This window comes from Ruania alba (genome assembly GCF_900105765.1).
Taxonomy (GTDB): Bacteria; Actinomycetota; Actinomycetes; order Actinomycetales; family Beutenbergiaceae; genus Ruania; species Ruania alba.
Genome location: NZ_FNTX01000001.1, coordinates 1,528,378 through 1,552,887, shown reverse-complemented (window position 1 = coordinate 1,552,887; position 24,510 = coordinate 1,528,378). Strand labels below are relative to the sequence as shown.

Sequence of the window (24,510 nt, the reverse complement as noted above, 5' to 3'; positions counted from 1 at the left end):
TCAGTCCACCAGGCTCGGTCCCAGCTCGGAGATTCGTCCGAGCAGTCCGTTCACGAACCCTGGGGATTCGTCGGTGCTCAGGCTGCGGGCCAGGCCCACCGCCTCATCGATCGCGACGGCGTCCGGGACGTCGTCGTTGTAGAGGACCTCCCAGGCACCCACCCGCAGGATGGCACGATCCACGGTCGGCATCCGTTCCAGCGTCCAGCCTTGGGAGAAGCTGGACAGCACCTCATCGATCCGCTCCGCGTGCGCAGCGAACCCTTCGACGATCTCCACCGCGTACTCGGGCAATGCGGCCTGCGTGCCCGGGTCGGTGATCCGTTCGGCGAGCACCGAGACCGGGGTGGGCCGCCCAGGGTCGGTACCGGCCACGACGGCGCGTTGGTCAGCCTCGTATAGGACGTCGACCGCGCGTTTGCGCGCTTTGGTGCGTGCGGGCATCGGGGGTGCCCTCAGTCGTTGACGCGGCCGAGGTAGTCACCCGACCGGGTGTCCACCTTCACCTTGGTGCCGGCCTCGACGAACAGCGGCACCTGGATCTGGTAGCCGGTCTCGATCGTGGCGGGCTTGGTTCCGGCGGAGGAGCGGTCCCCCTGCAGGCCTGGCTCGGTGTAGGTGATCTCCATGACCACCGAGGTGGGCAGCTCGACGTACAGCGGCGTCTCTTCGTGCAGGGCCACGATCGCCTCGGCACCCTCGAGGAGGAAGTTCGCTGCATCCCCGACGATGTCGGCGGGCAGAATGAGCTGCTCGTAGTCGCTGGTGTCCATGAAGACGTAGCCGGTGCCGTCGGCGTACAGGTACTGCATGTCGCGGCGGTCCACGTTCGCCGTCTCGACCTTCACGCCCGCGTTGAACGTCTTGGAGACGACCTTGCCGGACAGCACACCCTTGAGCTTGGTCCGCACGAACGCCGGCCCCTTGCCGGGCTTGACGTGCTGGAACTCCACGACGGACCAGAGCTGTCCGTCGAGGTTGAGCACGGTGCCGTTCTTCAGGTCGTTGGTCGTTGCCACGCGGGTTCCTCTGCTGTGTTCGGTGGGGCGTCGGGAGTCGGCGAACAGCACGAACTCCTCATGTGCGCCCGCTCAGGGTAACGTGCCCGCTCGGCTGCCAGCACCAGGACCGGCACCAGGCTCGCAGGTCAGGAGATCAGCCCCAGCAGGCCGACACCCCCGATACCGATGCCGCACGCCCACAGGAACGACGTCAGCGTGCCGACCAGGAATCGCTCAGAGACGCCGGCCTCCCCGCCCCGGACGCCGGACTGCCCGCCCAGCGTGCGAAACCGACCGAGGCCTTTGATCGCCACGACGACGGCGATTCCGGCAGGGTAACCGACCAGGATGCACCCGGTGATGGCGAGGCGTTCCAGGATTCCGATCCAGAGGCCACCCCGCAGCGCCTCCTCCGGGGTACGCGGATCGGAGGGCGCGTCCGCCCCTTCCTCGCCGCCCTCGTCCGGGGCGTGTGTTCCGTTGGACTGTGCTGTGCTGCCGCGAGTCATCCGTGCGAGCAGCCAACTGGTCAGTGGCGCCCCGAGCGCAGCGGAGAGTGCGAGGGCGCCGAGGACCACCGCGATCGTGAGGAGTACCTGTGTGACCGACATGGTGATCATCCTGCCGTGGCGGAGTCCAGATCAGCGAGGAGGCGCACCGCGAGCGGGTGCACCGCGCGCTCCTCTTCCCACATCGCGGTGCGGAGCCGGCTACTCACTGCCTGGGGACTGATCCCGAGCTCCTCCGCCACGTCCTTGGCTGTGCGGCTGCCCGAGGCGAGCAGATCGACGGCCTCCCACCCGGCGTCAGAACGGCGTCGCACCACGGTCGTGATCAGGTGCAGCAGCGCCTCGCACTCCGCTGCGGGTGCGGGATCGGCCGCAGCGAGGGCGATCGGGACCGGGACAGTCCGGCCCTTGGCTCGCTCCACGGCGTCCCGGGCGTGCAGGAACGCGGGCCCGGTGGAGGCTCGTGCCGTCTCTGCGAGCGGAGTGTGCACAGTACCCACTCCGATGCCCACACTCCACTCCTGCCGTCGCTGCAGCGCGAGGGCAATCGTCAGTGTGGTGCCTGCATCGGTGAGCACACCCTGGACCTCGTCGCCGACCGTCCGCTCGAACGGGAGGGCGACTCCATCGACGTCGTGGGTGAGGTCGACGAGTGCGGCGAGCAGGGCCGGCACTCGATCGCTACTGCGTCGCGAGTCGTCCTGGTCAGCGGTGATGACGAACATGGATCAATGGTATGTGCTTGATCTCTATCTATCAATGCCTAGGGGTTGATAGGAGGGGATCAAGTCCCTGTCATTCCCCAGCGAGCGCGTGTAGCGCCAGTCGGTAGGAGGCCACCCCGAAACCGGCGACCGTGCCTGTCGCGACGCCCCCGATCACGCTCGTGTGCCGGAACCGCTCCCGTGCCGCGGGGTTGCTCAGATGCACCTCGATCAGCCGCAGACCGCCCGTGGTGACCTGCGCAGCAGCGTCCCGCAGTGCGTAGGAATAGTGCGTGAAGGCCGCAGGATTGAGTACCACATCACGCCGGGAGTCCACGGCCTCGTGCAACCAGTGCACCAGCTCGGCCTCGTCATCGCTCTGACGCACCTCCACGCGCAGTCCGAGCTGACCGGCCCATCCGCGCACTCGGTCCACGAGAGCGGCATGGTCGAGATGGCCGTATACGTCCGGCTCCCGACTGCCCAGGCGGCCCAGGTTCGGCCCGTTCAGCACCAGCACCTCAGTCATCATCGCTCCCCTCGCTGATCGCGGCGTAGCTGGCCTCCAACAGGGCCGGGTCCGGGCCGGTCAACCGGGTCGGCCGAGCCAGTCCTTCCAGCACCACGAACCGTAGCGTCGCCCCCCGGGTCTTCTTGTCCCGGCTCATCGCGGTGCGCAGCGCATCCCATGTACCTGCCCGGTAGCGGGTCGGCAGTCCGACCAGGTCCAGCACATGCCGGTGCCGCTCGGCGAGCTCGGCGTCGATCAGCCCGGCCCGATGGGCGAGCTCGGCGACGAACACCATGCCGACCGCCACTGCTTCGCCATGGCGCCACCGAAAGCCCTCGTGCAGCTCGATCGCGTGGCCGAACGTGTGCCCGTAGTTGAGTACCTCGCGCAGCGAGGACTCCTTCAAGTCAGCCGAGACCACCTCTGCCTTCACCCGGACGGCCCGCTCCACCAGTTCGGTCAGCACCGGGCCATCAGGTACCAGTGCAGCCTCCGGGTCGGACTCGACGAGCTCCAAGATCCGCGGATCGGCGATGAAGCCGCACTTGATCACCTCGGCCATCCCCGCGCGCAGGTCTACCGCGTCGAGCATGCGCAACCAGGTGAGGTCACAGACCACGGCGGAGGGTGAGTGGAACGCCCCGACCAGGTTCTTGCCCTCAGCGGTGTTGATGCCCGTCTTGCCTCCCACGGCAGCGTCGACCATCGCCAGCAACGTGGTGGGCACCTGGATCACTCGCACGCCACGCAACCACGTGGCTGCCACGAAACCGGCCAGATCGGTGGTGGCACCGCCGCCGAGCCCGATCACCACGTCGGTGCGGGTGAACGCGGCCCGCCCGAGCGAGGCCCAGCACCGGGCAGCGGTCTCGGCCGTCTTGGCCTGCTCGCCGTCGGGAAGTTCCTCGGTGACCACCTGATAACCGGCCTCGGTGAGAGTGCCGGCCACCTCGCGGGCCCGCGCGCTCAGCGAAGGCGGGTGCATCAGGAACACCCGCGCCGCCTCGCCCACCAGGGCGGGGAGCTCGGCCAGCAGATCGGTGCCGATGAGCACGTCGTACTCGTGCTCGGCACGCACCGGTACCCGGGCGTGCACCTGGCTCGCGGTGGTCATGCCGACACCGCCTCGAGCACGGCGTCGCGCACCTGCTCCGGGCTAAGCCGGTCGGTGGGCACGACGGAGGTCGCGAGCCGTTCGTAGGTCCCTCGCCGCGCGTCCATCAGCTGCTGCCACTGACGGCGCGGGCTGCCCAGCAGCAGCGGGCGGGAGGTGGTCAGGCCCACCCGTCCGGCGGCATCGGCCAGGCCGACCGAGAGGAACACCACGGTGTGGGTGGCCAGGTCCGCCTGGGTGTCCGGGTCGAGCACCGCTCCCCCGCCCAGGGCGAGAACGCCGTCGTGCTCGGTCAAGGCGTGAGCCACGGCGGCGCGTTCGACGCCCCGGAAGTAGTCCTCACCGTCATCGACGAAGATGTCCGGGATGCTGCGCCCCTCGGTGGCTTCCACGTCGGAGTCGGTGTCACGGAAGGTGACGCCCCAGTGCTCGGCCAGCAACCGGCCCACGGTCGACTTCCCGGCACCGGGTGGGCCGATCAGGACGAGGCGCGGACGGGTGCCCGTCATCGATGTCCTCTGGTCTGATCGGTCCGGTGCCTCGGGGCTCCTACCGCTCATCGATGTCTTCTGGTCTGATCGGTCCGGTGCCTCGCTCCGGCGGGTCTCGTTCCTCGCCCCACCTACGCGGGGGCTCCTCCCGCTCATCGCATGGTCTCCGGGATCGCGTCCAGGTATCCGCGCACGTTCCGCGCGGTCTCCGTGATCGAGTCGCCGCCGAACTTCTCCAGCAGCGTCTCCGCGACCACGAGCGCGACCATCGCCTCGGCCACCACTGCAGCCGGTGCGATCGCGCACACATCGGACCGCTGGTGCAGCGCCGTGGTGGCTTCCCCGGTGGCCACGTCCACGGTGGCCAGTGCCCGGGGCACCGTGGAGATCGGCTTGAGCGCCGCGCGCACGCGCAACACCTGGCCGTTCGTCATCCCACCCTCGACTCCACCGGCGCGGTTCGTCTGCCGGCTGAGCCGCCCGGAGTCATCGCGCACGATCTCGTCGTGCGCCACCGATCCGCGGCGTGCTGCGGTGCGGAAGCCGTCCCCGACCTCGACTCCCTTGATGGCCTGGATGCTCATCAGTGCACCGGCCAGCCGGGCATCCAGGCGTCGATCGGCGTGCACATAGCTGCCCACACCCGGCGGTACGCCATAAGCCAGCACCTCGACGACGCCACCGAGGGTGTCCCCGGCCTTCTTCGCATCATCGATCTCGGCGACCATCCGCTCCGATGAATCGGCGTGGAAGCAGCGCACCGGGTCGGCGTCGAGCGCACCGACGTCGTCCGGCCCTGGCGCCGGGGCGTCGTCCGGCGCCTGCACCGGGCCCACCTGCACCACGTGCGAGACCAGCCGGATCCCGGCCGCCTGCTCGAGCAGCGCCGCAGCCACGCGGCCCAGGGCCACCCGGGTGGCCGTCTCTCGTGCCGAGGCGCGCTCCAGCACGGGGCGTGCGTCGTCGAGGTGGTACTTGGCCATCCCGATCAGGTCGGCGTGCCCGGGGCGCGGGCGGGTCAGCGGCTTGTTCCGGGCCTGCTCACGTGTATCGCCGGTACCGGCGTCCACGTCGAGCACACTGGCCTCGACCGGGTCGGCCGACATCACCTGTTCCCACTTCGGCCATTCGGTGTTGCCGATCTCGATCGCGACCGGGCCACCCATGGTGGACCCGTGCCGCACCCCGCCGAGGAGGCGCACCGCGTCCTGCTCGAACTTCATCCGGGATCCACGGCCATAGCCGAGTCGCCGCCGGGCGAGGGCGTCGGCGATGTCGTCGGTGGTGATCTCCACCCCGGCCGGAACGCCCTCGAGGATCCCCAGCACCGCTGGTCCGTGCGACTCGCCTGAGGTCAACCATCTGAGCATGGCGTCATCCTCCCACGCCTGCACCGGGGCTTGTCCGAGCAGTCCGTGCTGCGAGCAGCGGGGTCACGTGCCTCCGGCGATCCGGTCGCCGAGGGCGAGGGCGAGGGCCGCCCCCGCTGCCAGCCATGGTCCGAACGCCACCGCTGTGCGGCGGGTGGCCCGCCGCGTGAGGAGCAGCCCGACGGCGAACAGTCCCCCGAGCAGGAACGCCAGCACCACCGCCCCCACCACCGGTGTCCACCCGAACCAACCGAGTGCGAGAGCCAGCACGGCGCCGAGCTTCGCATCCCCCAGGCCCAGCCCGGACGGGGTGAGCAGACACAGTACGAGCAGCCCGCTGCCCACGGCCAGCGCAGCGAGCACCGCGCGACCCAGGTCGCTCCAGCTGCCGGCGCCGACCAGGGCGCCGATGAACCAGCCGAGCACGAGGAGTCCAGCCGTGGGGAAGGCCAGGGCGTCCGGCAGCCGGTGGACGGCCAGGTCCACCGTCACCAGCAGGGCGACCAGCACGGCGACGATGGCCAGGGTGGCCAGCTCCACCGGGTGCAGGTCGAGCCACGGCAGGCTCGCTCCGGCCACCGCGGCAAGCACCACGTGAGTGCGGCGGCGTAACCACCGTGAGGTGGCACCGGGTCCGGCGAGCGTGCGTACCCGCGGGGTAGCGACCCAGGCGGCCGCCCCCAGGACGACGGCACCGAGCACGGCGATCGCGATGGCGGCAAGCGGGGTCTCGGCCCAGAGGGTGCTCAGCTGCATCGCCCCCATCATTCCAGCAGGACGACCGATGTGCGGGGGCCTGTGGACTCAGCCGCGTGCAGCGAGAGCCTCGGTGAGGGCGGTGCGCATCGCCTCGACAGGTGCGTCGCGACCGGTCATCAAACGGACCTGCTCGCATGCCTGGTGCAACAGCATCAGGTATCCGGGCGCGATCGCGCCACCCGCGCCTGACCACGCGGAGGCAGCGGTGGTCGGCCATCCCGCGTAGACGGCGTCGAGCAGCACCTGCCCCGGCCGCAACCGGGTACCCGCCACCCACTCGGCGAGCGGGTCGGCGGCGTGCTGCGGCAGGGTCAGCACCACCACGTCGGCCGCTGCGAGCAGCTCGGGTGCCTCGGGGGCGTCCAGTGCGATGTACTCCGGGGACACGCCCATCCGGGAGGCGGCGCGCCGCACCGTTCCGACCCGGGCGAGGGAGCGTGCGAGCACTGTCGGGTGGGTGATTCCGAGCTCGCCGACGGCGGCCACCGCCGAGGACGCGGTCGCCCCGCCTCCGACGATCACGGCACGAGATGGCGCCCACTGCTCGGGCGCCACCTCGCGCAGCGCGGCGGTGAGCCCGTGCACGTCCGTGTTCGCAGCCACCAGCAGGCCGCCTGGTTGCCGCAGCAGGGTGTTCGCGGCGCCCACCACTTTGGCCAACCCGTCCACGTGGTCGGCCAAGCGGAGTGCCTCGTGCTTGAGCGGCATGGTGAGCGAGAGACCCGCCCAGGAGTCGTCCAGAGTTGCCACGAAGTCGGCCAACTCGGGCTCGTCGACGTCGTGGAGCTGGTACTCCCACGCGTTCAGCCCGAGCGCCTCGTAGGCGGCCTGGTGCAGGACCGGGGAGAGCGAGTGCGCCACGGGGTGGCCGAGGACTGCGGCGCGGCGACCCATCGAAGTCTCCTGGGAGACGTCACCCCTCATCGTTGCTGTTGCGATTGTTGATAGTTTCTCGGTTCTCGTTGTGCTCTTCTAGTGTCGCGGCGAACAGCGACTCTCCGGTCTCCAGGTCGCTCACGAAGTAGCACAGATCGCCCGCGGCCGGCGCCAGGACAGCCTCGATCGAACCTTGGCTTGGGGAACTGATAGGTCCGGGTGGCAATCCGGGGTTCAGTCGAGTGTTGTATGGCGTGTCTTCCCTCAACCGCTCCTGCGTCAGAGCCTCACCCAAAGTAATACCGAGGCCGTAGGCGACTGTAGAGTCCATTCCTAGTCGGCCGTCACCACTGCAGTTGTCAAGGCGGTTCTCGATCACGAGCGCGACCCGAGCTCGTTCGTCGTCCCGAATGACTTCGGCCTCGACGATCGATGCCTTGATGAGGACGTCCTGCCGGTCCGCGGCGGGGACGTCCATCGAGTCCAGAAGTTCGATGGTCCGATCCACCATGCCCTCGAGAACATCGGTCGCTGTGTCGTCCGGATGCACGTTGTACGTGCTCGCCGCCAACCAGCCCTCCATCTCGCCGCCTGCCACGTCCGGCAGATAGTCGGCAGCGACGGCATCCGCCGCTTCCTCGACTTCGCTGACGTCAACGTCGAGTCGTTGTGCAACGCGGTCGTAGATCTGGGTCGCTCGCCACTGCTCGGGGATCGTGATCCGTGTGTCCGAAAGCGTCGACCCATCAGCCATGACTGCCACCGCGTCCTCGGCACGCATCTGCTGCGCCAGCACGTGCGTGCCCGGCTGGATCCCTGCAGCGTCCGGGTTCGCGTTGAAGGCATTGATGAACGCGGTCCGGCTCGCCACCACGTCTGCTTCCAGCAGCACCGAGGCCATCTCACCGCCGCTGGCGCCCTCCTCGATCACCACCTGCACCTCGCCGGTGCCCGGGCCGGGATAGTCGGTGGGCTCCTCGGAGACCTGTTCATTGCCGTCCAGCAGCGGGCGCACCAGCACCCAACCGCCGCCCACCAGCAGCGCGAGTGCCACCAGCATCACCACGAAGGAGATGAAGTTCCGGCGCCGCTGCGCCCGCCGCTTCGCCTGGCGCAGGCGCGCGGACGAGCGGCGGGCCCGTGAAGACTGAGGTTCGTCGCCGAACAGGTCCGTCACGTGCCCTCCTGGTCCGAATGGTCTGGGTCCGGCGCCTTGATGAGCTCCCCCGGCGGCGTGCCCTGCTGACGCTCCGCGTCCAGGGCCGCCTCCAAGATCGTCACCGCAGCCACCTGGTCCACCACCTCACGATGGCGGCGACTGCTCCGACCGGCGGCGTGCAACACCTGATGGGCTGTCACCGTGGTCAGTCGCTCGTCCACCATGCGCACCGGCACAGGCCGGATGGTGCGGACCAGGTGACCAGAATACGCCCGCACGGCACGTGCTGCGGGTCCTTCACCACCATCAAGACTGCGCGGCAGCCCGACGAGCACCTCGATCGGGTCGTACTCGTCCACCAGCTCGGCGAGCTCGCGCAGGCCCTGCCGCTCACCTTTGCGGGAGACGGTCCGCACCGGTGTGGCGAGGATTCCGTGCAGGTCACAGCGGGCCACGCCGATGCGGACCGTGCCCACGTCGATCGCGAGCCGGACCCCGGTGCGGAACCCGTCAGGCACCCAGGCCGTCCAGGTCAGCCACCACCGCACGGAGCGCCTCCTCGAGCGCTCCGGCGTCCGTTCCGCCCCCCTGGGCGATGTCGTCCTTGCCCCCGCCACCTCCACCGAGACGGGTCGCCGCCACCCGGACCAGGGCGCCGGCCTTCGCACCAGCCGTGCGGGCGGCGTCGTTGGTGGCGACCACCACCACCGGACGTTCCTTCACCACGGCGCCGAGGGCGATCACGGCCGGGGCGGACGAGCCCAGACGGTCCCGCACATCCAGCACCAGCGAGCGGACGTCGTCGGCGGACGTGAGTTCCCCCAGGGAGGCGGTGACCGCGCGGACACCCCCATGCTCGGTGGCCGAACCGGCGAGCTCACCGGCACGCGCGAGCAGCTGCCCCTGCCGGAGCGTGGCGAGTTCACGCTCGGCGTCCTTGAGGCGGCCCAGGATGCCGGAGATCCGATCCGGGAGCTCCTCCCCGCGGGCACCGACCAGCTGGGAGATCTGCCCGACCAGGGCATGCGCCTTGGCCTGGTTGTCGTAGGCACCCTGGCCGACCAGCGCGTCGATGCGGCGCACCCCCGACCCGATCGAGGACTCCCCCAGCACGGTGACCAGACCGAGGTCGCCGGAGCGCGGCACGTGCGTACCCGCGCACAGTTCCTTGGACCAGTCGCCGCCGATCGAGACCACCCGGACACGATCGCCGTACTTCTCCCCGAACAGGGCCATCGCGCCCTGCGCACGGGCCTCGTCCAGGCTCATCGTCTGATCGGTCACGTCGAGGTTCTCCGCGAGCCGCTCGTTCACCCGCTGATCGATCTCGGAGATCACCGAGGCCGGCACGGACGAGCCGTGCCGGAAGTCGAACCGCAGCCGCGAGGGGGCGTTCTCCGAGCCGGCCTGGGTGGCCTGTTCGCCGAGGAACTCGTGCAACGCCTTGTGCACCATGTGCGTGGCCGTGTGGGCGCGCGCGATGGCCCGACGACGGTGCGTGTCGATGCTCGCCACGGCCGTCTCGTCGAGGGCGATCGTGCCCTCGGTGAGGGTGCCCCGGTGCACGTGCAGACCCTTCACCGGGGACTGCACGTCGGCGACGTCCACCATGCCCCCGCCGGCCAGGGCGATCGTGCCCTGGTCGGCGAGCTGACCACCGGCCTCGGCGTAGAACGGGGTCCGGTCGAGAATGACCTCCACCTCGGCCGGCGCCTGCGCCACTGGGGCGGCGGCGCCGTCCACGACCAGACCGGCCACCCGGGACTGCGCGGTGTCGTCGGTGTAGCCCAGGAAGGTGTCCGGTCCGCCGAGGCGGCCCAGGAGGTTCTGGTACACGGCAGGGTCGACGTGGCCGGTCTTCTTCGCAAGGGCGTCCGCGCGGGCGCGGGAGCGCTGCTCTGCCATCAGGGCGCGGAAGCCGGTCTCGTCGACCTCCACACCCTGCTCGGCAGCCATCTCCAGGGTCAGGTCGATCGGGAAGCCGTAGGTGTCGTGCAGGGCGAACGCGTCCGAGCCGGGCAGTACGGCCCGGCTCCCGCCGGCCGATCGCGCGTTGGCCACGGCTGTGTCCAGGATGGTGGTGCCCGAGACGAGGGTGCGACGGAAGGCGTCCTCCTCCTCATAGGCCACCTGGCTGATCGAGGCGAAGGCCTCGTCGAGCTCGGGTAGGACTCTGCCATCGCATCCTTCGCGACCGGCATCAGGTGCGGCATCGCACGCTCGGTGACGCCCAGCAGACGCATCGAACGCACCGCGCGGCGGATCAGCCGGCGCAGCACATAGCCGCGACCGTCGTTGCCGGGCCGTACGCCGTCGCCGATCAGCATCAGCGCCGAGCGCACGTGGTCGGCCACCACCCGCATCCGGACCTGGTCCGGCTCCGGCGAGTTCTTTCCGAGCTGATACGTGGCACCGGAAAGTTGTTCGACGGTCTGGATCAGCGGGTAGGTCTGGTCGATCTCGTACAGGTTCTCCCGGCCCTGCAGCACGGTGGCGAGGCGCTCCAGACCGAGCCCGGTGTCGATCGCCTTCCGGTCCAGCTCACCCAGTAGCGGATAATCCTTCCCCACACCGGGGCCGCGCAGGAACTGGTCGAAGACGTTGTTGTAGATCTCCAGGTACCGATCACCGCCCGGGTCCACGGTCCCCCCGACGGCCTCCGGGCCGTAGGCCGGGCCACGGTCGTAGTGGAACTCGGCACATGGCCCTGCCGGACCGGGCTGCCCCGTGTCCCAGAAGTTCTCCTCGCGGGTCAGTTTGACGATGTGCCGGGGGTCTACGCCGATCTCGTGCAGCGCGCGCTCGGCGTCGGCGTCCTCGTTCCAGATCGTCACCCAGATGCGGTCCCCGTCGAGGCCGTACCCGCCGTCAGCCACGCCGGAGGTGAGCAGCTCCCAGGAGAAGCCGATCGACTCGGTCTTGAAGTAGTCACCGAAGGAGAAGTTCCCGCACATCTGGAAGAACGTGCCGTGCCGGGTGGTGACGCCGACGTTCTCGATGTCGTTGGTGCGGATGCATTTCTGCACGCTCACGGCGCGCGAGTACGGCGCCTCCTCGGTGCCCACGATGTAGGGGATGAACGGCACCATCCCGGCGATCGTGAACAGCACCGACGGGTCAGGTGAGACGAGCGGTGCGCTCGGCACCACGGTGTGGCCGCGCTCGGAGAAGTAGGTGAGCCAGCGATTGCGGATCTCGGCGGTACGCATGGGTTCTCGTTCGTTCGGGTTCAGCTAGGGGCAGGGGCTCCCGCACGCAGCGGGCCGGTGCTCAGAGGTCGTCGATGTCGACGTCGTCGGGCCACACATCGGCAGCGCGTCGCTCCCGGTCGGCGCGCACCGTGCGCGCTCGGGAGGTCTCCTCCTCGCTCGGCAGCAGGGCCGCCGTCAGGGACTGCTCGTGCTCAGCCATCGAGCTGCGCAGCTGGTCGGTGAGGTCCTTGGCCGCGGTGGCCAGCGAGGTGATCGAGCCGGCAAGCCCGGCCGGGCTGACGGCCTGGGTGATCGCACCGACGCGTTCGTTCGCCTTACCCACCTGACGCAGCACCACCACGGTGATCCCCACGCCGACGCCGACCCACAGCAGTCGTTTCACTTGCGCTTGTCTCCCTTACCGAAGAGCCCGCGGACCGCCAAGGAGAAGGCGGCCACCTTGATCAGCGGCGCGCCCACGGTGGCGGCCACCAGGGACGTGAGGGCGGAAACGTTCGTGGAGACCTCGGCGGCCGCGGTGGTGACGGTGTCCACCTTGGTGATCTGACCGTTGGTGGAGCTGATCGTCACGGCAGCCTCGTCGATGACCGGCAGCGTGTGCTCGGTGACCTCAGCAAGACTCTTGCGCGCCTCGTCCATCACTCGACCTAGCTTGAGCAGCGGCACGGCCAGCGCGCCCACCAGCAGCACGAACGCGATGGCCGCGATCAGGCCGGCGATGTCACCGAGAGACATGGCTGTTGTTCTCCTATCGAGTCCGTTGAACGCTCCACCGGCGACCCTACCGCGCGGGAAGGTCGTGACGAGGGCGTCTGGGTGGAATGACAACGCCCCGGGGACGGCGAAGATGCCGTCGCCCGGGGCGCGTCGTGAGACGAGGTCAGCGCGAGTAGTGCTCGACGACCAGCTGCACGTCGCAGGTGATCGGCACCTCGGCGCGCTTCGGGCGGCGGCTGAGCTCGAAGCGCAGCTTCTCGATCTGCACGTCGAGGTACTCCGGCACCGTGGGCAGCACGTCGCGGTGTGCACCGGCGGCGGCCACCTGGAAAGGCACCATCGTCTGGCTGCGCGGCTTCACCTGGACGACCTGGCCCGGCTTCACCCGGAACGAGGGGCGGTCCACGAGCTTGCCGTCCACGAGGATGTGGCGGTGCACGACGGCCTGGCGGGCCTGGGCCATGGTGCGGCCGAACCCGGCGCGCAGCACGAGCGCGTCCAGGCGCATCTCGAGCAGCTCGACCAGCGACTCACCGGTCAGGCCCTGCTCGTGCCGGGCCTCGACGAACGCGCGGCGCAACTGGGCCTCCCGCAGCCCGTACTGGGCGCGCAGCCGCTGCTTCTCCTTCAGACGGACGGCGTAGTCGGACTCGGTCCGACGGCGTGCGCGGCCGTGCTCACCCGGCGGGTAGGGCCGCTTCTCGAAGTACTTGACGGCCTTCGGGGTCAGGGCCAGCCCGAGCGAACGGGACAGCCGGACCTGCCGGCGCGTGCGGTTCTTTGATGCCATGAATGCTTCCTGTCGTGTTGATCGTGACGTCACACCACGCTCCAGGACCGGACGTACCGGAAGGAGGGAGGTGTGGGGCCAACTCCCGGTCCGATTCCGGCGAGCGGAACGAGAACCATCGGCTAAGACCCCAGGCGTGCCCGTCTGGGCAACCCCACCACTCTACCGCACCCGCCACCCCACCCACGCCCACCGCGAGTGCGGCCGATTCGTTCCATTTCGCGAGATATGGGCGCAAACGCCCGCACTCGATCGTGCGCGAGTGCGGCCACGGTCGCGAATCCACCGAAACCGAGGTGTTGCACCGCTGTCCACAACCCGCCCCCTCGCTGACGGCGAGGATTCAGCGACCGTACTGAAGTCGTGACATGTCTCGACTTCCGACCCCACTGCCCGATGCGCTCAGTACCCGAACCTTCTCGGTCAAGGACGCTCTCGATGCCGGCGCCTCACGTGGGCAACTGCAGCGATCCTCACTCGACTCGCCCCTGTGGGGAGTGCGCAGCACCCTCCCGTGCGAGGGCGACTCCCGTGATCTGTGGTCACGCTGCGCCTCCTATGTACCTGCGCTGCACTCGACCTATGCGTTCAGCCATGTGACAGCGCTCCGACTGCTCGGGATCGAGGTGCCCTGGAAACTCCAGGAGGACGCACGGATTCACGTGGTCCTGCCCCGACGTGCCGAACGCCCAGACCGGCCAGAGATCGAGGCTCACTTCTGCGGCCGGCCGGGTCTCGCCGTCATGGACTACGGAGCTCTGTGCCTCACCACACCCCCACAGACCTGGATGCACCTGGCCGCACGGCTCCGGCTGGACGACCTAGTGGTTCTCGGGGACGCCATGATGCGGCGCGATGACCCATGGATCACACCCGCGGAGCTGCATCAGATCGCGCACTCGTTCCCCGGCGCACGGGGTGTGCGCGCCGCGCGAGCGGCCGCCACCCTCGTTCGACCCGGCACCGAGTCGACCATGGAGTCGCGGCTGCGACTGCACATGGTCAGCAACGGCCTCCCCGAACCGGTGGTCAACCAGGAGGCGTATGCCGAGGATGGCTCATTCCTCGCGAGGCCCGACCTCTCCTACCCCGAGCTCAAGATCGCGATCGAGTACGACGGCGACGTGCACCGCACCGATCCCGCCACCTGGCGACGTGACATCGAGCGGCGGCAGCGCCTGGAAGACGACGGTTGGCTCGTGATCACGGCCACCGCCGATGACGTGATCCGATATCCGATGCGACTGATCACCCGTGTGCGCCGCGCGATCGCCCGACGGCGACCAGCCTCGCTCGGGTGAGAGCGCACTCGCTGCGCGCCGAGTGCGGACAATCTCGCGAATATCTCAGCAGTTGAGCGAGATCGGCCGCACTCGCGGGTGGTGGTGGGGTCAGCGGTCCCGGCCGAGCAGGTCCCGGACGCGATCGAGCCGCTCGGTCAGGGTGCGCTCGAACCCGCGGTCGGTGGGCTGGTAGTAGCGCGAGCCGGCGAGATCCTCAGGCAGGTACTCCTGCCGCGCGACCCCGTGCGGCTCGTCGTGGGAGTACACGTAGCCGGCGCCATGGCCGATGCGCTGCGAGCCGGCGTAGTGCGAGTCACGCAGGTGCGCCGGCACCACCCCGATGCGGCCCGCTTGCACATCGGCGATCGCGGCGTTGATCCCCGCATACGACGCGTTCGACTTCGGTGCGCTCGCCACATGCACCACCGCTTGGGCGAGGATGATGCGTGCCTCGGGCATCCCGATCAACGCCACCGACTGGGCAGCGGCCACGGCCGTCTGCAACGCCGTCGGGTCCGCCATCCCGACATCCTCGGACGCGGCGATCACGATCCGCCGGGCGATGAACCTCGGGTCCTCCCCCGCCACCACCATCCGGGCCAGGTAGTGCAGGGCAGCATCCACGTCGCTGCCCCGCATCGACTTGATGAACGCGCTGATCACGTCATAGTGCTGGTCCCCGTCGCGGTCATAACGCACGGCCGCCACATCGATGGCTCGCTCCATCGCGTCCAGCGTGATGCTCTCGGCGCCCGCACTGCCCGCGGTCCCGGCCGCCGCCTCCAGGATGGTCAGCGACTTGCGTGCATCGCCCCCGGCCAATCGCAGCAGGTACTCCCGTGCATCGTCCTCCAACGGGATCCGCCCACCCAGGCCACGCTCGTCCGCCAACGCCCGGGTGATCAGCGCGTCCAGATCCTCGGTCTCCAGGGACCGCAGCGTGAGCATGATCGACCGGGACAACAGCGGTGAGATCACCGCGAAGGACGGGTTCTCGGTGGTGGCCGCCATCAACGTCACCCACCGGTTCTCCACCGCCGGGAGCAACGCGTCCTGCTGGGTCTTGGAGAAGCGGTGCACCTCGTCGATGAAGAGGACCGTCTCCTCGCCGGAGCCGGCCAACCGCCGTCGGGCATCCGCAATGACCTGCCGCACGTCCTTCACCCCGGCCGTCACTGCGGACAGCTCCACGAACCGGCGGCCCGAGACATGTGCCACGAGGTAGGCCAGCGTGGTCTTCCCGGTGCCGGGCGGTCCCCACAGGATCACCGACGACGGCGGTAACGCACCCGCCTCCGGCGGTTCGATCAGTCGACGCAACGGCGAGCCAGGCTCCAGCAGGTGGGCCTGCCCGAGTACCTCCTCCGGCCGCGACGGGCGCATCCGCACTGCCAGGGGTGCGCCGGCGGACGGTTGCGGGACACCGACCTCGTCGGTCCCGGCTGACTCGAACAGGTCCACACCGAGCAGCCTACGCGCCCACACTGACACCCTGACGCCTGCGATGATGACCAGGTGTTCGATCGTCTCGGGCGCACGGCCGCCCATCATCCTCGTCGTGTGGTGATCATCTGGCTGGTCCTCGTGGGCCTCGCCGGCGCGCTGGCGCTCACCGGATTCGGGAGCCAGGGGCTGTTCGACCGGTTGCACTCCGGTGAGCCCCGCGTGCCCGGATCCGAGAGTCAGGAAGCGCGCACCCTGATCGAAGAGGCCTCTGACGACGGCCCGACCGTGACCGCTGTCCTCACCGACGTGGACCTCACCGATCCCGAGGTGGTGACCACCGCCGGCCGTGCGGCCGCACGGATGCATTCGGTGCTGTTGTCCACCGACGGTGTGGCCGCAGTGCTGGACGCCTTCGCGTTCCCGGATGGCCTGGAGTCCGAGCAGGCGGCGCCGTTCGTGGCAGCCGACGGCGATGGCCTGCTCGTGACCGTCGAGCTCTCGGCCGAACTGTCCGAGGACGACCAGGACGCGGCGCACGCCGTGGTGCTCGACGAGCTCATCAGCTTCGGCAACGAGCTCGGCGTCACCCCGCAGATCTCCAGCCCCACCCTGCTCACCGAGGCGATCGTCGGCCAGATGGAGGAGGACCTGGCCACCGGTGAGATGGTGGCGCTGCCGATCTCACTCATCGTGATGGTGGTGGTGTTCGGCGGGTTCCTCGCCGCCGGCATGCCGCTCGCTGGGGCCCTCGCCTCGATCGCCGGGGGGCTCGGGGTGCTGTGGGGCTTCTCGGCGATGATCGACCTCGACTCGGTCGTGGTGAACGTGGTCACCGTGCTCGGCCTCGGACTGTCGATCGACTACGGGCTGCTCATCGTCTCCCGCTTCCGCGAGGAGATCCGTCGCGAGGTCGACGCCGAGCTGGCCGACACCTCCCCCGGCCGCCGCCGTCGGCACGCCCGTGGCCGCGACGGGGCGGTGGTGCGCGCGATGCGATCCACCATGACCACAGCAGGGCGCACGGTGACCTTCTCCGCGATCATCGTGGCCATCGCGATCTCGGGACTCCTGCTGCTGCGACCCGACATCCTGAAGTCGCTGGGGGCGGCGGGGGTGTCGGTGGTGCTCATCGCCCTGCTCTCCGCACTCACGCTCGTTCCGGCACTGCTGGCGTGGCGGGGCCGTCGGATGCTGCGGCCCTCGGCGCTGTCGCGAATCCCCGGACTCCGCCTCCTGCTCGGCCGGTTCGGCGAGTCCGCTCCCGAACGGGGCGTGTTCTCCGCTTTGGCCACGCGGGTACAACGCCACCCGTGGCTGGTGCTGCTCGGCAGCGCCGTGGTGCTGGGGTTCCTCGCCTCGCCACTGCTCGGCCTCCAGCTGCGCAACTCCACGATCGATCTGCTTCCTCCGGGCTCGGAGCAGCGGGAGGTGGTCGAGACCATCGACGCCAAGTACCCGCTCCTGGCCACACCACAGATGCAGGTCGTGGTGCAAGCCGGTGACCAGGGCGGGCTCGCGGACGAGATCGCCGGGATCGAGCACGTCAGCGCTGTCGACGAGGCCCAGCCCGTCAGCGACGAGCACGTGCTGCTCGGGGTGCGCCTCACCGACGGCATCGACCCGGGGGGCACCGAAGCGACGCAGGTGGTCGAGTCGATCCGGGACCTGCGTGATACCGGCAATGACGCGACCTTCTGGGTGCTGGGACAGGCCGCCAACCAGATCGACTTCACCGATGCCCTCGTGGACGGGCTACCGGTGGCCGTCGGCGTGGTGGTCCTGGCCACCTTCGTGCTGCTGTTCCTGATGACCGGGTCACTCCTGGTCCCGCTCAAGGCCCTGCTGGTGAACACCCTCTCGATTGCCGCCTCGCTCGGCGTGACCACCTGGGTGTTCCAGGAAGGGCACCTGTCCGGGCTGTTGGGGTTCGAACCGGTCGGGGGCCTGGAGTCCTACGTCGTCGCCGTGGTGGTGGCGTTCGGGTTCGGACTGGCGATGGACTACGAGGTGTTCCTGATCGCACGGATCAAGGAGTTCTACGACGCCTCCTCCCACCACTCGTTGGGTCGGGACAACGACGCCGCGGTGCGTGACGGGTTGCAGCAGTCCGGACGGATCATCACCTCGGCGGCGCTGGTGATCATCGTGGTCTTCGCCGGGTTCATGAGTGGTGAGCTGATCGTGATCAAGGAGGCGGGCTTCGCGCTGGCCGTGACCGTGCTCATCGACGCGACGCTGGTGCGCATGCTGCTGGTGCCGTCCACCATGACCTTGCTCGGGCATCGGAACTGGTGGGCACCGCGCCCGCTGCGCGCCCTGCACCGCCGGTTCGGGATCGCCCACTAGCTCGCCGGGCGGCGGCTCTCCCACTCCTGCACGAGGGCGAAACCCAGGCGCTCGTAGACCCGGCGTGCGTCATGGTTGTCGGCGTACAGCGCCAGGCTCACCTGCCCGGTGGCCGCCAGGCCCAGGCGACTCACCCTGGCCGTCACGGCCGTGCCCAACCCCCGACGGCGGAAGTCGGGATGCGTCGCGATCGAACCCAGGTGCACCTCGGCGTCCCAGTTGCTCGCCGCGGCCATGCACCGCAGCACGCCCGAGGTGTCGTGCCACCCGAACCACCGCGTCGCCGGCTTGTCCAAGGACGTGTAGGAGTTCGGCAGCGCCACCGACTGCAGATCGGCCATCGCCGCGCGGTGGGTGAGCGGATCAAGTTCAGTGACCCCATCTTCACCCGGGTGCCGTGGCGGCGCCGATGTGCTCATCATCCAATTCCAGTGGCTTGCCTGGGGCACTGCCAAAGCTCTGCGGATCGAGACCGGCAGTCTCGTCCATGCGCCCCGGGTCAGGCTCACCACAGCGAGTGAGTCCGCGCCCACCTGTTCAGCTGACTCGGCGTCGCCCACGACCTGCGTGATCGCGTGCACCAGAGCCGCTGGCTCGCCGAGACCGATCAGAGCGCGCTGCCCGCGCTCGCCGGAGGTGACGGCGAGCACGAGGGCATCCTCCCTCTCCCAGGCCACGACGTCCCGGTAGCGAGGGAAGTCGGCGCGGAGCACCGGATGGTCGCGCCAGGGCTCCCCCAGGTCCGCGAGGGACCGGGGGGAGCTGGCGAGCCGGCTCACCGGGCGGAGGTACCGCCGTCGGCGCGGCCGGCCGTCACGTTCTCCTGCTTCTCGGCGGCCGGCGGGGCGTCCACGCCGGCCTCCTTACGCTGCTGGGCGGAGATCGGGGCGGGTGCGCCGGTGAGCGCGTCATAGCCGCCACCGGACTTGGGGAAGGCGATCACGTCGCGGATCGAGTCCGCCCCGGCCAGCAGCGTGACGATCCGGTCCCACCCGAAGGCGATCCCGCCGTGCGGCGGCGCACCGTAGGCGAAGGCGTCCAGCAGGAAGCCGAACTTCTCCTGGGCCTCCTCCTCGGCGATGCCCATCACCTCGAACACCCGCCGCTGCACGTCGCGCGAATGGATACGGATCGACCCGCCACCGATCTCGTTGCCATTGCAGACGATGTCGTAGGCGTAGGCCAGGGCGTTGCCGGGCTCTTCCTCGAACCGATCGATCCACTCCGGCGTCGGGGAGGTAAAGGCGTGATGCACCGCCGTCCACGCTCCCCCGCCCACGGCCACGTCGTCGTCCTCACCGGTGGGCTTGAACAACGGGGCGTCCACCACCCACACGAACGCCCAGGCGTCGGGGTCGATGAGCTCGCACCGCCTGCCGATCTCCAGCCGGGCGGCCCCGAGCAGGGCACGTGCCTCCGCAGGCTTCCCGGCGGCGAAGAACACGCAGTCCCCGGGCTTGGCACCGACGGCGTCGACCAGACCGGCACGCTCGTCCTCGGAGAGATTCTTCGCCACCGGTCCACCGAGCTCACCGTCCTCGGCGATGGTGACGTACGCCAGCCCCTTGGCGCCGCGCTGCTTCGCCCACTCCTGCCAGGCGTCGAACTGGCGGCGCGGCTGCGACCCGCCACCGGGCATCACCACGGCACCCACGTACGGCGCCTGGAACACCCGGAACGGGGTGTCAGCGAAGTACTCGGTCAGCTCGGTCAGCTCGAGGTCGAAGCGCAGATCGGGCTTGTCGGTGCCGTACCGGCGCATCGCGTCGGCGTAGGTCATCCGAGGGATCGGGGTCTGCACCGAGTACCCGATCAGCTCCCACAGGGCCACCAGGATGCGCTCGGCCAGCTCGATCACGTCGTCCTGCTCGACGAAGCTCATCTCCACGTCGAGCTGGGTGAACTCCGGCTGCCGGTCGGCCCGGAAGTCCTCGTCCCGGTAGCACCGGGCGATCTGGTAGTACCGCTCCATCCCGGCCACCATCAACAACTGCTTGAACAGTTGCGGCGACTGCGGCAGCGCGTACCAGGAGCCGGGTGCCAGGCGTGCCGGCACCACGAAGTCCCGTGCCCCCTCGGGGGTGGAACGGGTCAGCGTGGGAGTCTCGATCTCGACGAACTCCGCCGCATCCAGTACCTCGCGGGCGGCGCGGTTGACCGCCGAGCGCAAACGGATGGCGCGGGCCGGACCCGGACGGCGCAGGTCGAGGTATCGGTGCGCCAGCCGCACCTCCTCCCCCACGGTCACCTGCGCGTCGATCGCGGTGGAGACCTGGAACGGCAGGGCAGCACTCTCGTTCAGCACGACGACGGAGCTGGCGATCACCTCGACGTCACCCGTGCCCAGGTTCGGGTTGGCATTGCCCTCGGGGCGTCGTGCGACCTCACCGGTCACCTGCAGCACGAACTCCGCGCGCAGCGGGTGCGCCACTTCCTCGTCACGCACCACGACCTGCACGATGCCGGAGGCATCACGCAGGTCCAGGAAGGCCACCCCACCGTGATCGCGGCGGCGATCCACCCACCCGGTCAGGGTGACGGTGGTACCGATGTCGGCGGCCCGCAGGGTGCCGGCGTGGTGGGTGCGAAGCACGAAATTCCTCCTGGACTTCTCTGGAGCCGCCGATCGGCAGCTCCTGCGATCCTAATGGTCGTCCGCGCGCGGATCGGCCGCGCCCTTAGCTCTGTGCCTGGTGGATCGCGCGTACGTAGCGCTGGCACTGCTCCACCCGGGTGCGTACCTCCACCAGGACCATCCGTTCGGCTACCTCCGCGACACTGCGGCGCAGCTCCACGCGGGCACGCCGGCGCCGTCGCGCCGCACCCAGACGTGCCAGCAGCGCAGCGAGCACGGCGGTGAGCACCCCGAGCAGCACTCCTCCGAACAGCAGCACCGTCGGCCACGGGAGAGCGGGCAGCCCCGGCCACGGCGGGTCTACCGGAACGGGGCCCAGCTGCGGCGTCCACGGGGTGGGGAGCCCGAGATAGCGCACTCCAGCGAGCACGCCCAACCACAACGCACCGGCCCCGGCAGCCGTGAACCAGACCCACTGGAGCAGCGAGAACACTGCGAACCAGTGCGGGTCCCGGGGGCGCACCACGGGGTGCGAGACCACCGCCGTGTCGAGAGCGTCGGGCAGTTCGTCCGCGCCGTTGAGCGCACCCGAACGAAGGTGGTCGCGCCACGGGCCGGTTGTCCCACCGGCCGTGGCCTCACCCATCGCCCGGAGCGCCGTGGTCACCTCAGCACGCACCGACGGCGCCGCCGGCGCATTCGACGACGCCGCAACGACTGGTCCGGTGTCCTCGGCACCGGCACGTACCGGACCGGGGCGACCCAGGTGCAGCCGACGCAACGGGTCCGGTCGGAAGCGTCCCAACCACCGAGTGACCGGCCAGCCTGCACGGGCACGTGCGCGATGCCGGTAGGAGCCGGCGACGGCGCGCGCGACGCGGTCCACCCCGGCGGCGGCCGCGAGCCGGTCGACGAGGTGACGTTGCTGCGCCGGTGGGAGTCGCTCCGGCGCAGCCGGCGGGCAGACCTGGGCCAGGGCGTCGGCAGCCGTGGCCACGTCTGCGGCCAGTCGCGCGTGCGCTGCGGCGCGCCGGACCACCACGTCGGCCAGCACGTGTCGTAGCTCGCTGAGACCGTGGCCGGTGGTCGCGGACACACCGAGCACCGGGATCCCGTGCAGTCCGTCCTCGCTCATCCTCCGCTCGAGGTCGGCCAGCACGAGCTTGGCATCGTGCGGGCTGAGGGTGTCCACCTGGTTCAGCACCGCGACCGTCACCTCGGCGTGCCTGGCCATCGGACGGAGATACTGTTGGTGCACCACCGCGTCGGCGTACTTCTGCGGGTCGAGGACCCAGACCAGCATGTCGACCCGTTCCGCGAGCCGGGCTGCCCGGCCATGATGATCGGTGCGTACGGAATCAATGTCGGGCAGGTCGACCAGGATGAGACCGTCGAGTCGATCACGCCCTGGCCCGTCATCAGTCTCGGCGGACACGCGTCGCTCGATCCCCAGCCAGTCGAGCAACGCTCCTGCAGGTTCGGTGCCCCACGTGATCGCAACCGGCTGCGCCGTCGTCGGACGGCGGGCACCGACGTCGGTGACCTCCTGTCCTGCCAGCGTGTTCGTCAGGGACGATTTCCCGCTGCCTGTTGCACCCGCCAGTGCAACCACCGTGTGTGCTGCGGACAGTCCGCCGCGCTCGTGAGCGCGGGCGACGGTGGCGTGCGCGTCCGCGACGGCGTGCTCGATTCGCTCATCACCGGAGAGGTCAAGGGCGTCCAGCACCTCGAGTGCGTCGGTCAGTGCCTGGAGGCGATCTGCGAATGGCAGCGGCCGGCGTCTCATCACCGACCCGCTGCCTCGACCGCCGCGACGGCCGCCGTCGCGGCGTCCCGGAGCACGACTGCTGAGGTCTCCGCCTGGTCGGGATCGGGCAGCAGCTGGGTGAAGCGCTGCTGATCCTGAGCCATCAGCGTGCGCACCCGATCGTGCAGATCCTCGCGGGCCCGTTCGGCAAGTCGACGGACGGCCTGGTCCCCGAAGATCGCCTCGAGGAGCTTCTGGGCCACCACGGCGGTGCCACCGGCGATCGCGACCTCAGCGCCTACCAGACCGCCGGTCGATGCGAACGCGACCACCATGAGCACCACGGCGACCCCGTTCACGCCGAAAGCCATGATGCGGGCCGTCGTGCGCTTGTCCTGCCCCTCGTTCTGCACGAGTTCGAGCAGATAGCGCTGCCAGGCACGAATCTGCTCGGCGGCGTGCTCGGAGAACTCCGGGGCGGCGGCTTCCAGGGTGTGCCCGGGAAGGAGGCCCCGCGCTGCCGGTTCGGTGGCAAAGGCACGAAAGGCTCGCTCCGCTGCGGTGTCCGCCTGATCCACCAGCACCGCGTGCAGGCCATGGCCGATGGCTTCCTTGACCTCGCGTGCGGGCTGCGGGCGTCCGGTGAGGAACGCCGTCACGCGGTCCCGCACCCGCCCCACGGTGGTCTCGACGGAACGGAAGAACTCTCCGGTGCCCACGAAGTCCTGCCAACGGGAGAGCACCTCCCCGCGGAGCATCGCACCGTCGGCGAGCGTGGTGAGCAGATCGGTGGTGTCGTAGGCGGTGGCCACACGCCGGTGCAGATCGCGAGCGAGCCGCTGCTGCGCCAGCACGGCATCGGCCAGGTGCTGGGCGCCGTCGGCGACGTCTCGCACGGCACCGTGCAGGGTCTGGCGGGCGACCTGCGCGCGGCTGGAGGCATCCTCGGTGAGCGTGTCGAGCCATTCGGCCAGCTCATCCACCGCGCCCTCGGGCAGCATCGCGTCCGGACCGAGATCGGTCTCGGTGAGCAGGAACAGGGGCGCCTCGCCGAGCCCCTCCGCGCTCAGCATGGCCTCGAGGTCGGTGCTGACGTCGTGCAGGACCGGTGGCGGGATACGGTCCAGCACCACCGCTACCACGACGTCCCGCCGGGCCGCGTCACGCAGCAGGTCCCACGGCACGGCGTCGGCGTACCGATGCGCGGTCGTCACGAACACCCACAGATCAGCGGCGGCGAGCAGTTGGCCCGCCAGCTCCCGATTGGCATCCACCACCGAATCGATGTCCGGGGCGTCGAGCAGCGCCAGACCCGGGCCCACCTGGTTCGTGGCCACCAGGCGCACCACGCCACCGCCGTCGTCCGGGACGCTCTTCCCCTGGACGCGGGCCAGGTGCGGCAGCACTCGCGGCTGGACGAACCAGTCGGCATCGCTCGGGTGGTGGATCAGCAGCGGATCGCGGGTGGTCGGCCGCAGCGCGCTCGTCCTCGCCACGCGCTCGCCGACGAGGGCGTTGACCAGGGTGGACTTCCCGGCGCCGGTGGACCCGCCGACCACGGCCAGCAATGGTGCCTCCAGCGAGGCGGCCCGCGGGATCACATAATCCTCGAGCTGAGCCGTGAGCTGCCCGCGGTGGCGCCGCGCGATCGGAGCGTCGGAGGTCTCCAGCGGGAGCTGCGCGCCCGCGATCGCCGTCCGCAGGTCCTGCAGCGCGTCGTCCATGAGGCGATCATGCCAGCCGAGGCGAGCCATGGCAGCACCCGTGACGTTGCGCACAGCGTCACTGTTCTGGCCGGTCAGGGCCGTACGATGGTGGCCGTACCTGGAGCGCAGATCCCGCACAGGGCCCTGGCGGCTGGACCGCCTTTGGACGCCGAAGCATGGCGCATGGAGTGAGG

22 protein-coding genes and 1 pseudogene are annotated in these 24,510 nt (G+C 69.9%); 2 read left to right on the top strand and 21 right to left on the bottom strand.

Annotation, left to right across the window (positions count from 1 at the left end; all coding sequences use genetic code 11):
• The 16 genes and pseudogenes from nusB to rpsD form a co-directional block, all read right to left on the bottom strand.
• Positions 1 to 444 (bottom strand): transcription antitermination factor NusB, encoded by a 444-nt coding sequence (nusB, locus tag BLU77_RS07130; RefSeq protein WP_089772298.1) that lies wholly within the window; start codon positions 442 to 444, stop codon positions 1 to 3.
• Positions 445 to 455: 11 nt separating this feature from the next.
• Positions 456 to 1,019 (bottom strand): elongation factor P, encoded by a 564-nt coding sequence (gene efp / locus BLU77_RS07125; protein WP_089773053.1) that lies wholly within the window; start codon positions 1,017 to 1,019, stop codon positions 456 to 458.
• 128 nt (positions 1,020 to 1,147) lie between these two features.
• Entirely contained in the window at positions 1,148 to 1,612 is a 465-nt protein-coding gene (locus tag BLU77_RS07120; RefSeq protein WP_089773052.1) for a hypothetical protein, read from the bottom strand.
• Between the two features lie 5 nt (positions 1,613 to 1,617).
• Positions 1,618 to 2,235 carry a hypothetical protein gene (locus BLU77_RS07115; protein ID WP_089772297.1) on the bottom strand — a complete coding sequence of 206 codons (618 nt, stop codon included), beginning with the start codon at positions 2,233 to 2,235 and terminating at the stop codon, positions 1,618 to 1,620.
• 70 nt (positions 2,236 to 2,305) lie between these two features.
• Positions 2,306 to 2,743: a type II 3-dehydroquinate dehydratase gene (locus BLU77_RS07110; RefSeq protein ID WP_089772296.1), complete on the bottom strand. Its 438-nt coding sequence runs from the start codon at positions 2,741 to 2,743 to the stop codon at positions 2,306 to 2,308.
• A complete protein-coding gene (aroB, locus tag BLU77_RS07105; protein WP_089772295.1) occupies positions 2,736 to 3,839 on the bottom strand; it encodes a 3-dehydroquinate synthase in 1,104 nt (367 codons plus the stop codon). The genes BLU77_RS07110 and aroB overlap by 8 nt, the downstream gene beginning before the upstream one ends.
• The gene (locus BLU77_RS07100; RefSeq protein ID WP_089772294.1) at positions 3,836 to 4,348 is read right to left on the bottom strand and encodes a shikimate kinase; all 513 of its coding nucleotides are present in this window, start codon (positions 4,346 to 4,348) and stop codon (positions 3,836 to 3,838) included. The genes aroB and BLU77_RS07100 overlap by 4 nt, the downstream gene beginning before the upstream one ends.
• A 134-nt stretch (positions 4,349 to 4,482) precedes the next feature.
• Positions 4,483 to 5,700, bottom strand: coding sequence for a chorismate synthase (gene aroC, locus BLU77_RS07095; protein WP_089772293.1), 1,218 nt, complete (start codon positions 5,698 to 5,700; stop codon positions 4,483 to 4,485).
• Between the two features lie 63 nt (positions 5,701 to 5,763).
• Complete coding sequence (locus tag BLU77_RS07090) at positions 5,764 to 6,456, bottom strand: prepilin peptidase (protein WP_175476967.1); 693 nt, start codon at positions 6,454 to 6,456, stop codon at positions 5,764 to 5,766.
• 48 nt (positions 6,457 to 6,504) lie between these two features.
• Positions 6,505 to 7,353 carry a shikimate dehydrogenase gene (locus tag BLU77_RS07085; protein WP_089772291.1) on the bottom strand — a complete coding sequence of 283 codons (849 nt, stop codon included), beginning with the start codon at positions 7,351 to 7,353 and terminating at the stop codon, positions 6,505 to 6,507.
• A gap of 19 nt (positions 7,354 to 7,372) precedes the next feature.
• Positions 7,373 to 8,512 carry an endolytic transglycosylase MltG gene (gene mltG / locus BLU77_RS07080; RefSeq protein WP_089772290.1) on the bottom strand — a complete coding sequence of 380 codons (1,140 nt, stop codon included), beginning with the start codon at positions 8,510 to 8,512 and terminating at the stop codon, positions 7,373 to 7,375.
• On the bottom strand, positions 8,509 to 9,042 hold the full coding sequence (ruvX, locus tag BLU77_RS07075; RefSeq protein WP_245708707.1) for a Holliday junction resolvase RuvX: 534 nt from the start codon (positions 9,040 to 9,042) through the stop codon (positions 8,509 to 8,511). Before ruvX ends, mltG begins: the two co-directional genes overlap by 4 nt.
• Positions 9,005 to 11,703, bottom strand: a pseudogene (gene alaS / locus BLU77_RS07070) (alanine--tRNA ligase). The gene ruvX and the pseudogene alaS overlap by 38 nt, the downstream one beginning before the upstream one ends.
• Positions 11,704 to 11,764: 61 nt before the next feature.
• On the bottom strand, positions 11,765 to 12,088 hold the full coding sequence (locus BLU77_RS07065) for a hypothetical protein (RefSeq protein WP_089772289.1): 324 nt from the start codon (positions 12,086 to 12,088) through the stop codon (positions 11,765 to 11,767).
• Positions 12,085 to 12,441 (bottom strand): DUF948 domain-containing protein, encoded by a 357-nt coding sequence (locus tag BLU77_RS07060; RefSeq protein WP_089772288.1) that lies wholly within the window; start codon positions 12,439 to 12,441, stop codon positions 12,085 to 12,087. Before BLU77_RS07060 ends, BLU77_RS07065 begins: the two co-directional genes overlap by 4 nt.
• A 145-nt stretch (positions 12,442 to 12,586) precedes the next feature.
• Entirely contained in the window at positions 12,587 to 13,213 is a 627-nt protein-coding gene (gene rpsD, locus BLU77_RS07055) for a 30S ribosomal protein S4 (protein ID WP_089772287.1), read from the bottom strand.
• A 368-nt stretch (positions 13,214 to 13,581) separates the two neighbouring features.
• Between rpsD and BLU77_RS07050 the strand changes: the two genes are divergently transcribed.
• Positions 13,582 to 14,514: a hypothetical protein gene (locus BLU77_RS07050; protein ID WP_089772286.1), complete on the top strand. Its 933-nt coding sequence runs from the start codon at positions 13,582 to 13,584 to the stop codon at positions 14,512 to 14,514.
• Between the two features lie 90 nt (positions 14,515 to 14,604).
• Here the strand turns inward: BLU77_RS07050 and BLU77_RS07045 are convergent, their stop codons facing one another.
• Positions 14,605 to 15,957 carry a replication-associated recombination protein A gene (locus BLU77_RS07045; RefSeq protein WP_089773050.1) on the bottom strand — a complete coding sequence of 451 codons (1,353 nt, stop codon included), beginning with the start codon at positions 15,955 to 15,957 and terminating at the stop codon, positions 14,605 to 14,607.
• A 99-nt stretch (positions 15,958 to 16,056) separates the two neighbouring features.
• Here BLU77_RS07045 and BLU77_RS07040 point away from each other — a divergent pair, with 99 nt between their 5' ends.
• On the top strand, positions 16,057 to 18,288 hold the full coding sequence (locus BLU77_RS07040) for an MMPL family transporter (protein ID WP_245708706.1): 2,232 nt from the start codon (positions 16,057 to 16,059) through the stop codon (positions 18,286 to 18,288).
• Here the strand turns inward: BLU77_RS07040 and BLU77_RS07035 are convergent.
• The 4 genes from BLU77_RS07035 to BLU77_RS07020 form a co-directional block, all read right to left on the bottom strand.
• Entirely contained in the window at positions 18,285 to 19,067 is a 783-nt protein-coding gene (locus tag BLU77_RS07035) for a GNAT family N-acetyltransferase (RefSeq protein WP_089772284.1), read from the bottom strand. The genes BLU77_RS07040 and BLU77_RS07035 overlap by 4 nt on opposite strands.
• Positions 19,064 to 20,881 carry an aspartate--tRNA ligase gene (aspS, locus tag BLU77_RS07030; protein WP_089772283.1) on the bottom strand — a complete coding sequence of 606 codons (1,818 nt, stop codon included), beginning with the start codon at positions 20,879 to 20,881 and terminating at the stop codon, positions 19,064 to 19,066. The genes BLU77_RS07035 and aspS overlap by 4 nt, the downstream gene beginning before the upstream one ends.
• Positions 20,882 to 20,966: 85 nt before the next feature.
• Complete coding sequence (locus tag BLU77_RS07025; protein WP_089772282.1) at positions 20,967 to 22,649, bottom strand: GTPase; 1,683 nt, start codon at positions 22,647 to 22,649, stop codon at positions 20,967 to 20,969.
• Positions 22,649 to 24,334, bottom strand: a complete 1,686-nt coding sequence (locus tag BLU77_RS07020) for a dynamin family protein (protein ID WP_175476966.1) — start codon at positions 24,332 to 24,334, stop codon at positions 22,649 to 22,651. The genes BLU77_RS07025 and BLU77_RS07020 overlap by 1 nt, the downstream gene beginning before the upstream one ends.
• Between the last annotated feature and the right edge of the window lie 176 nt (positions 24,335 to 24,510).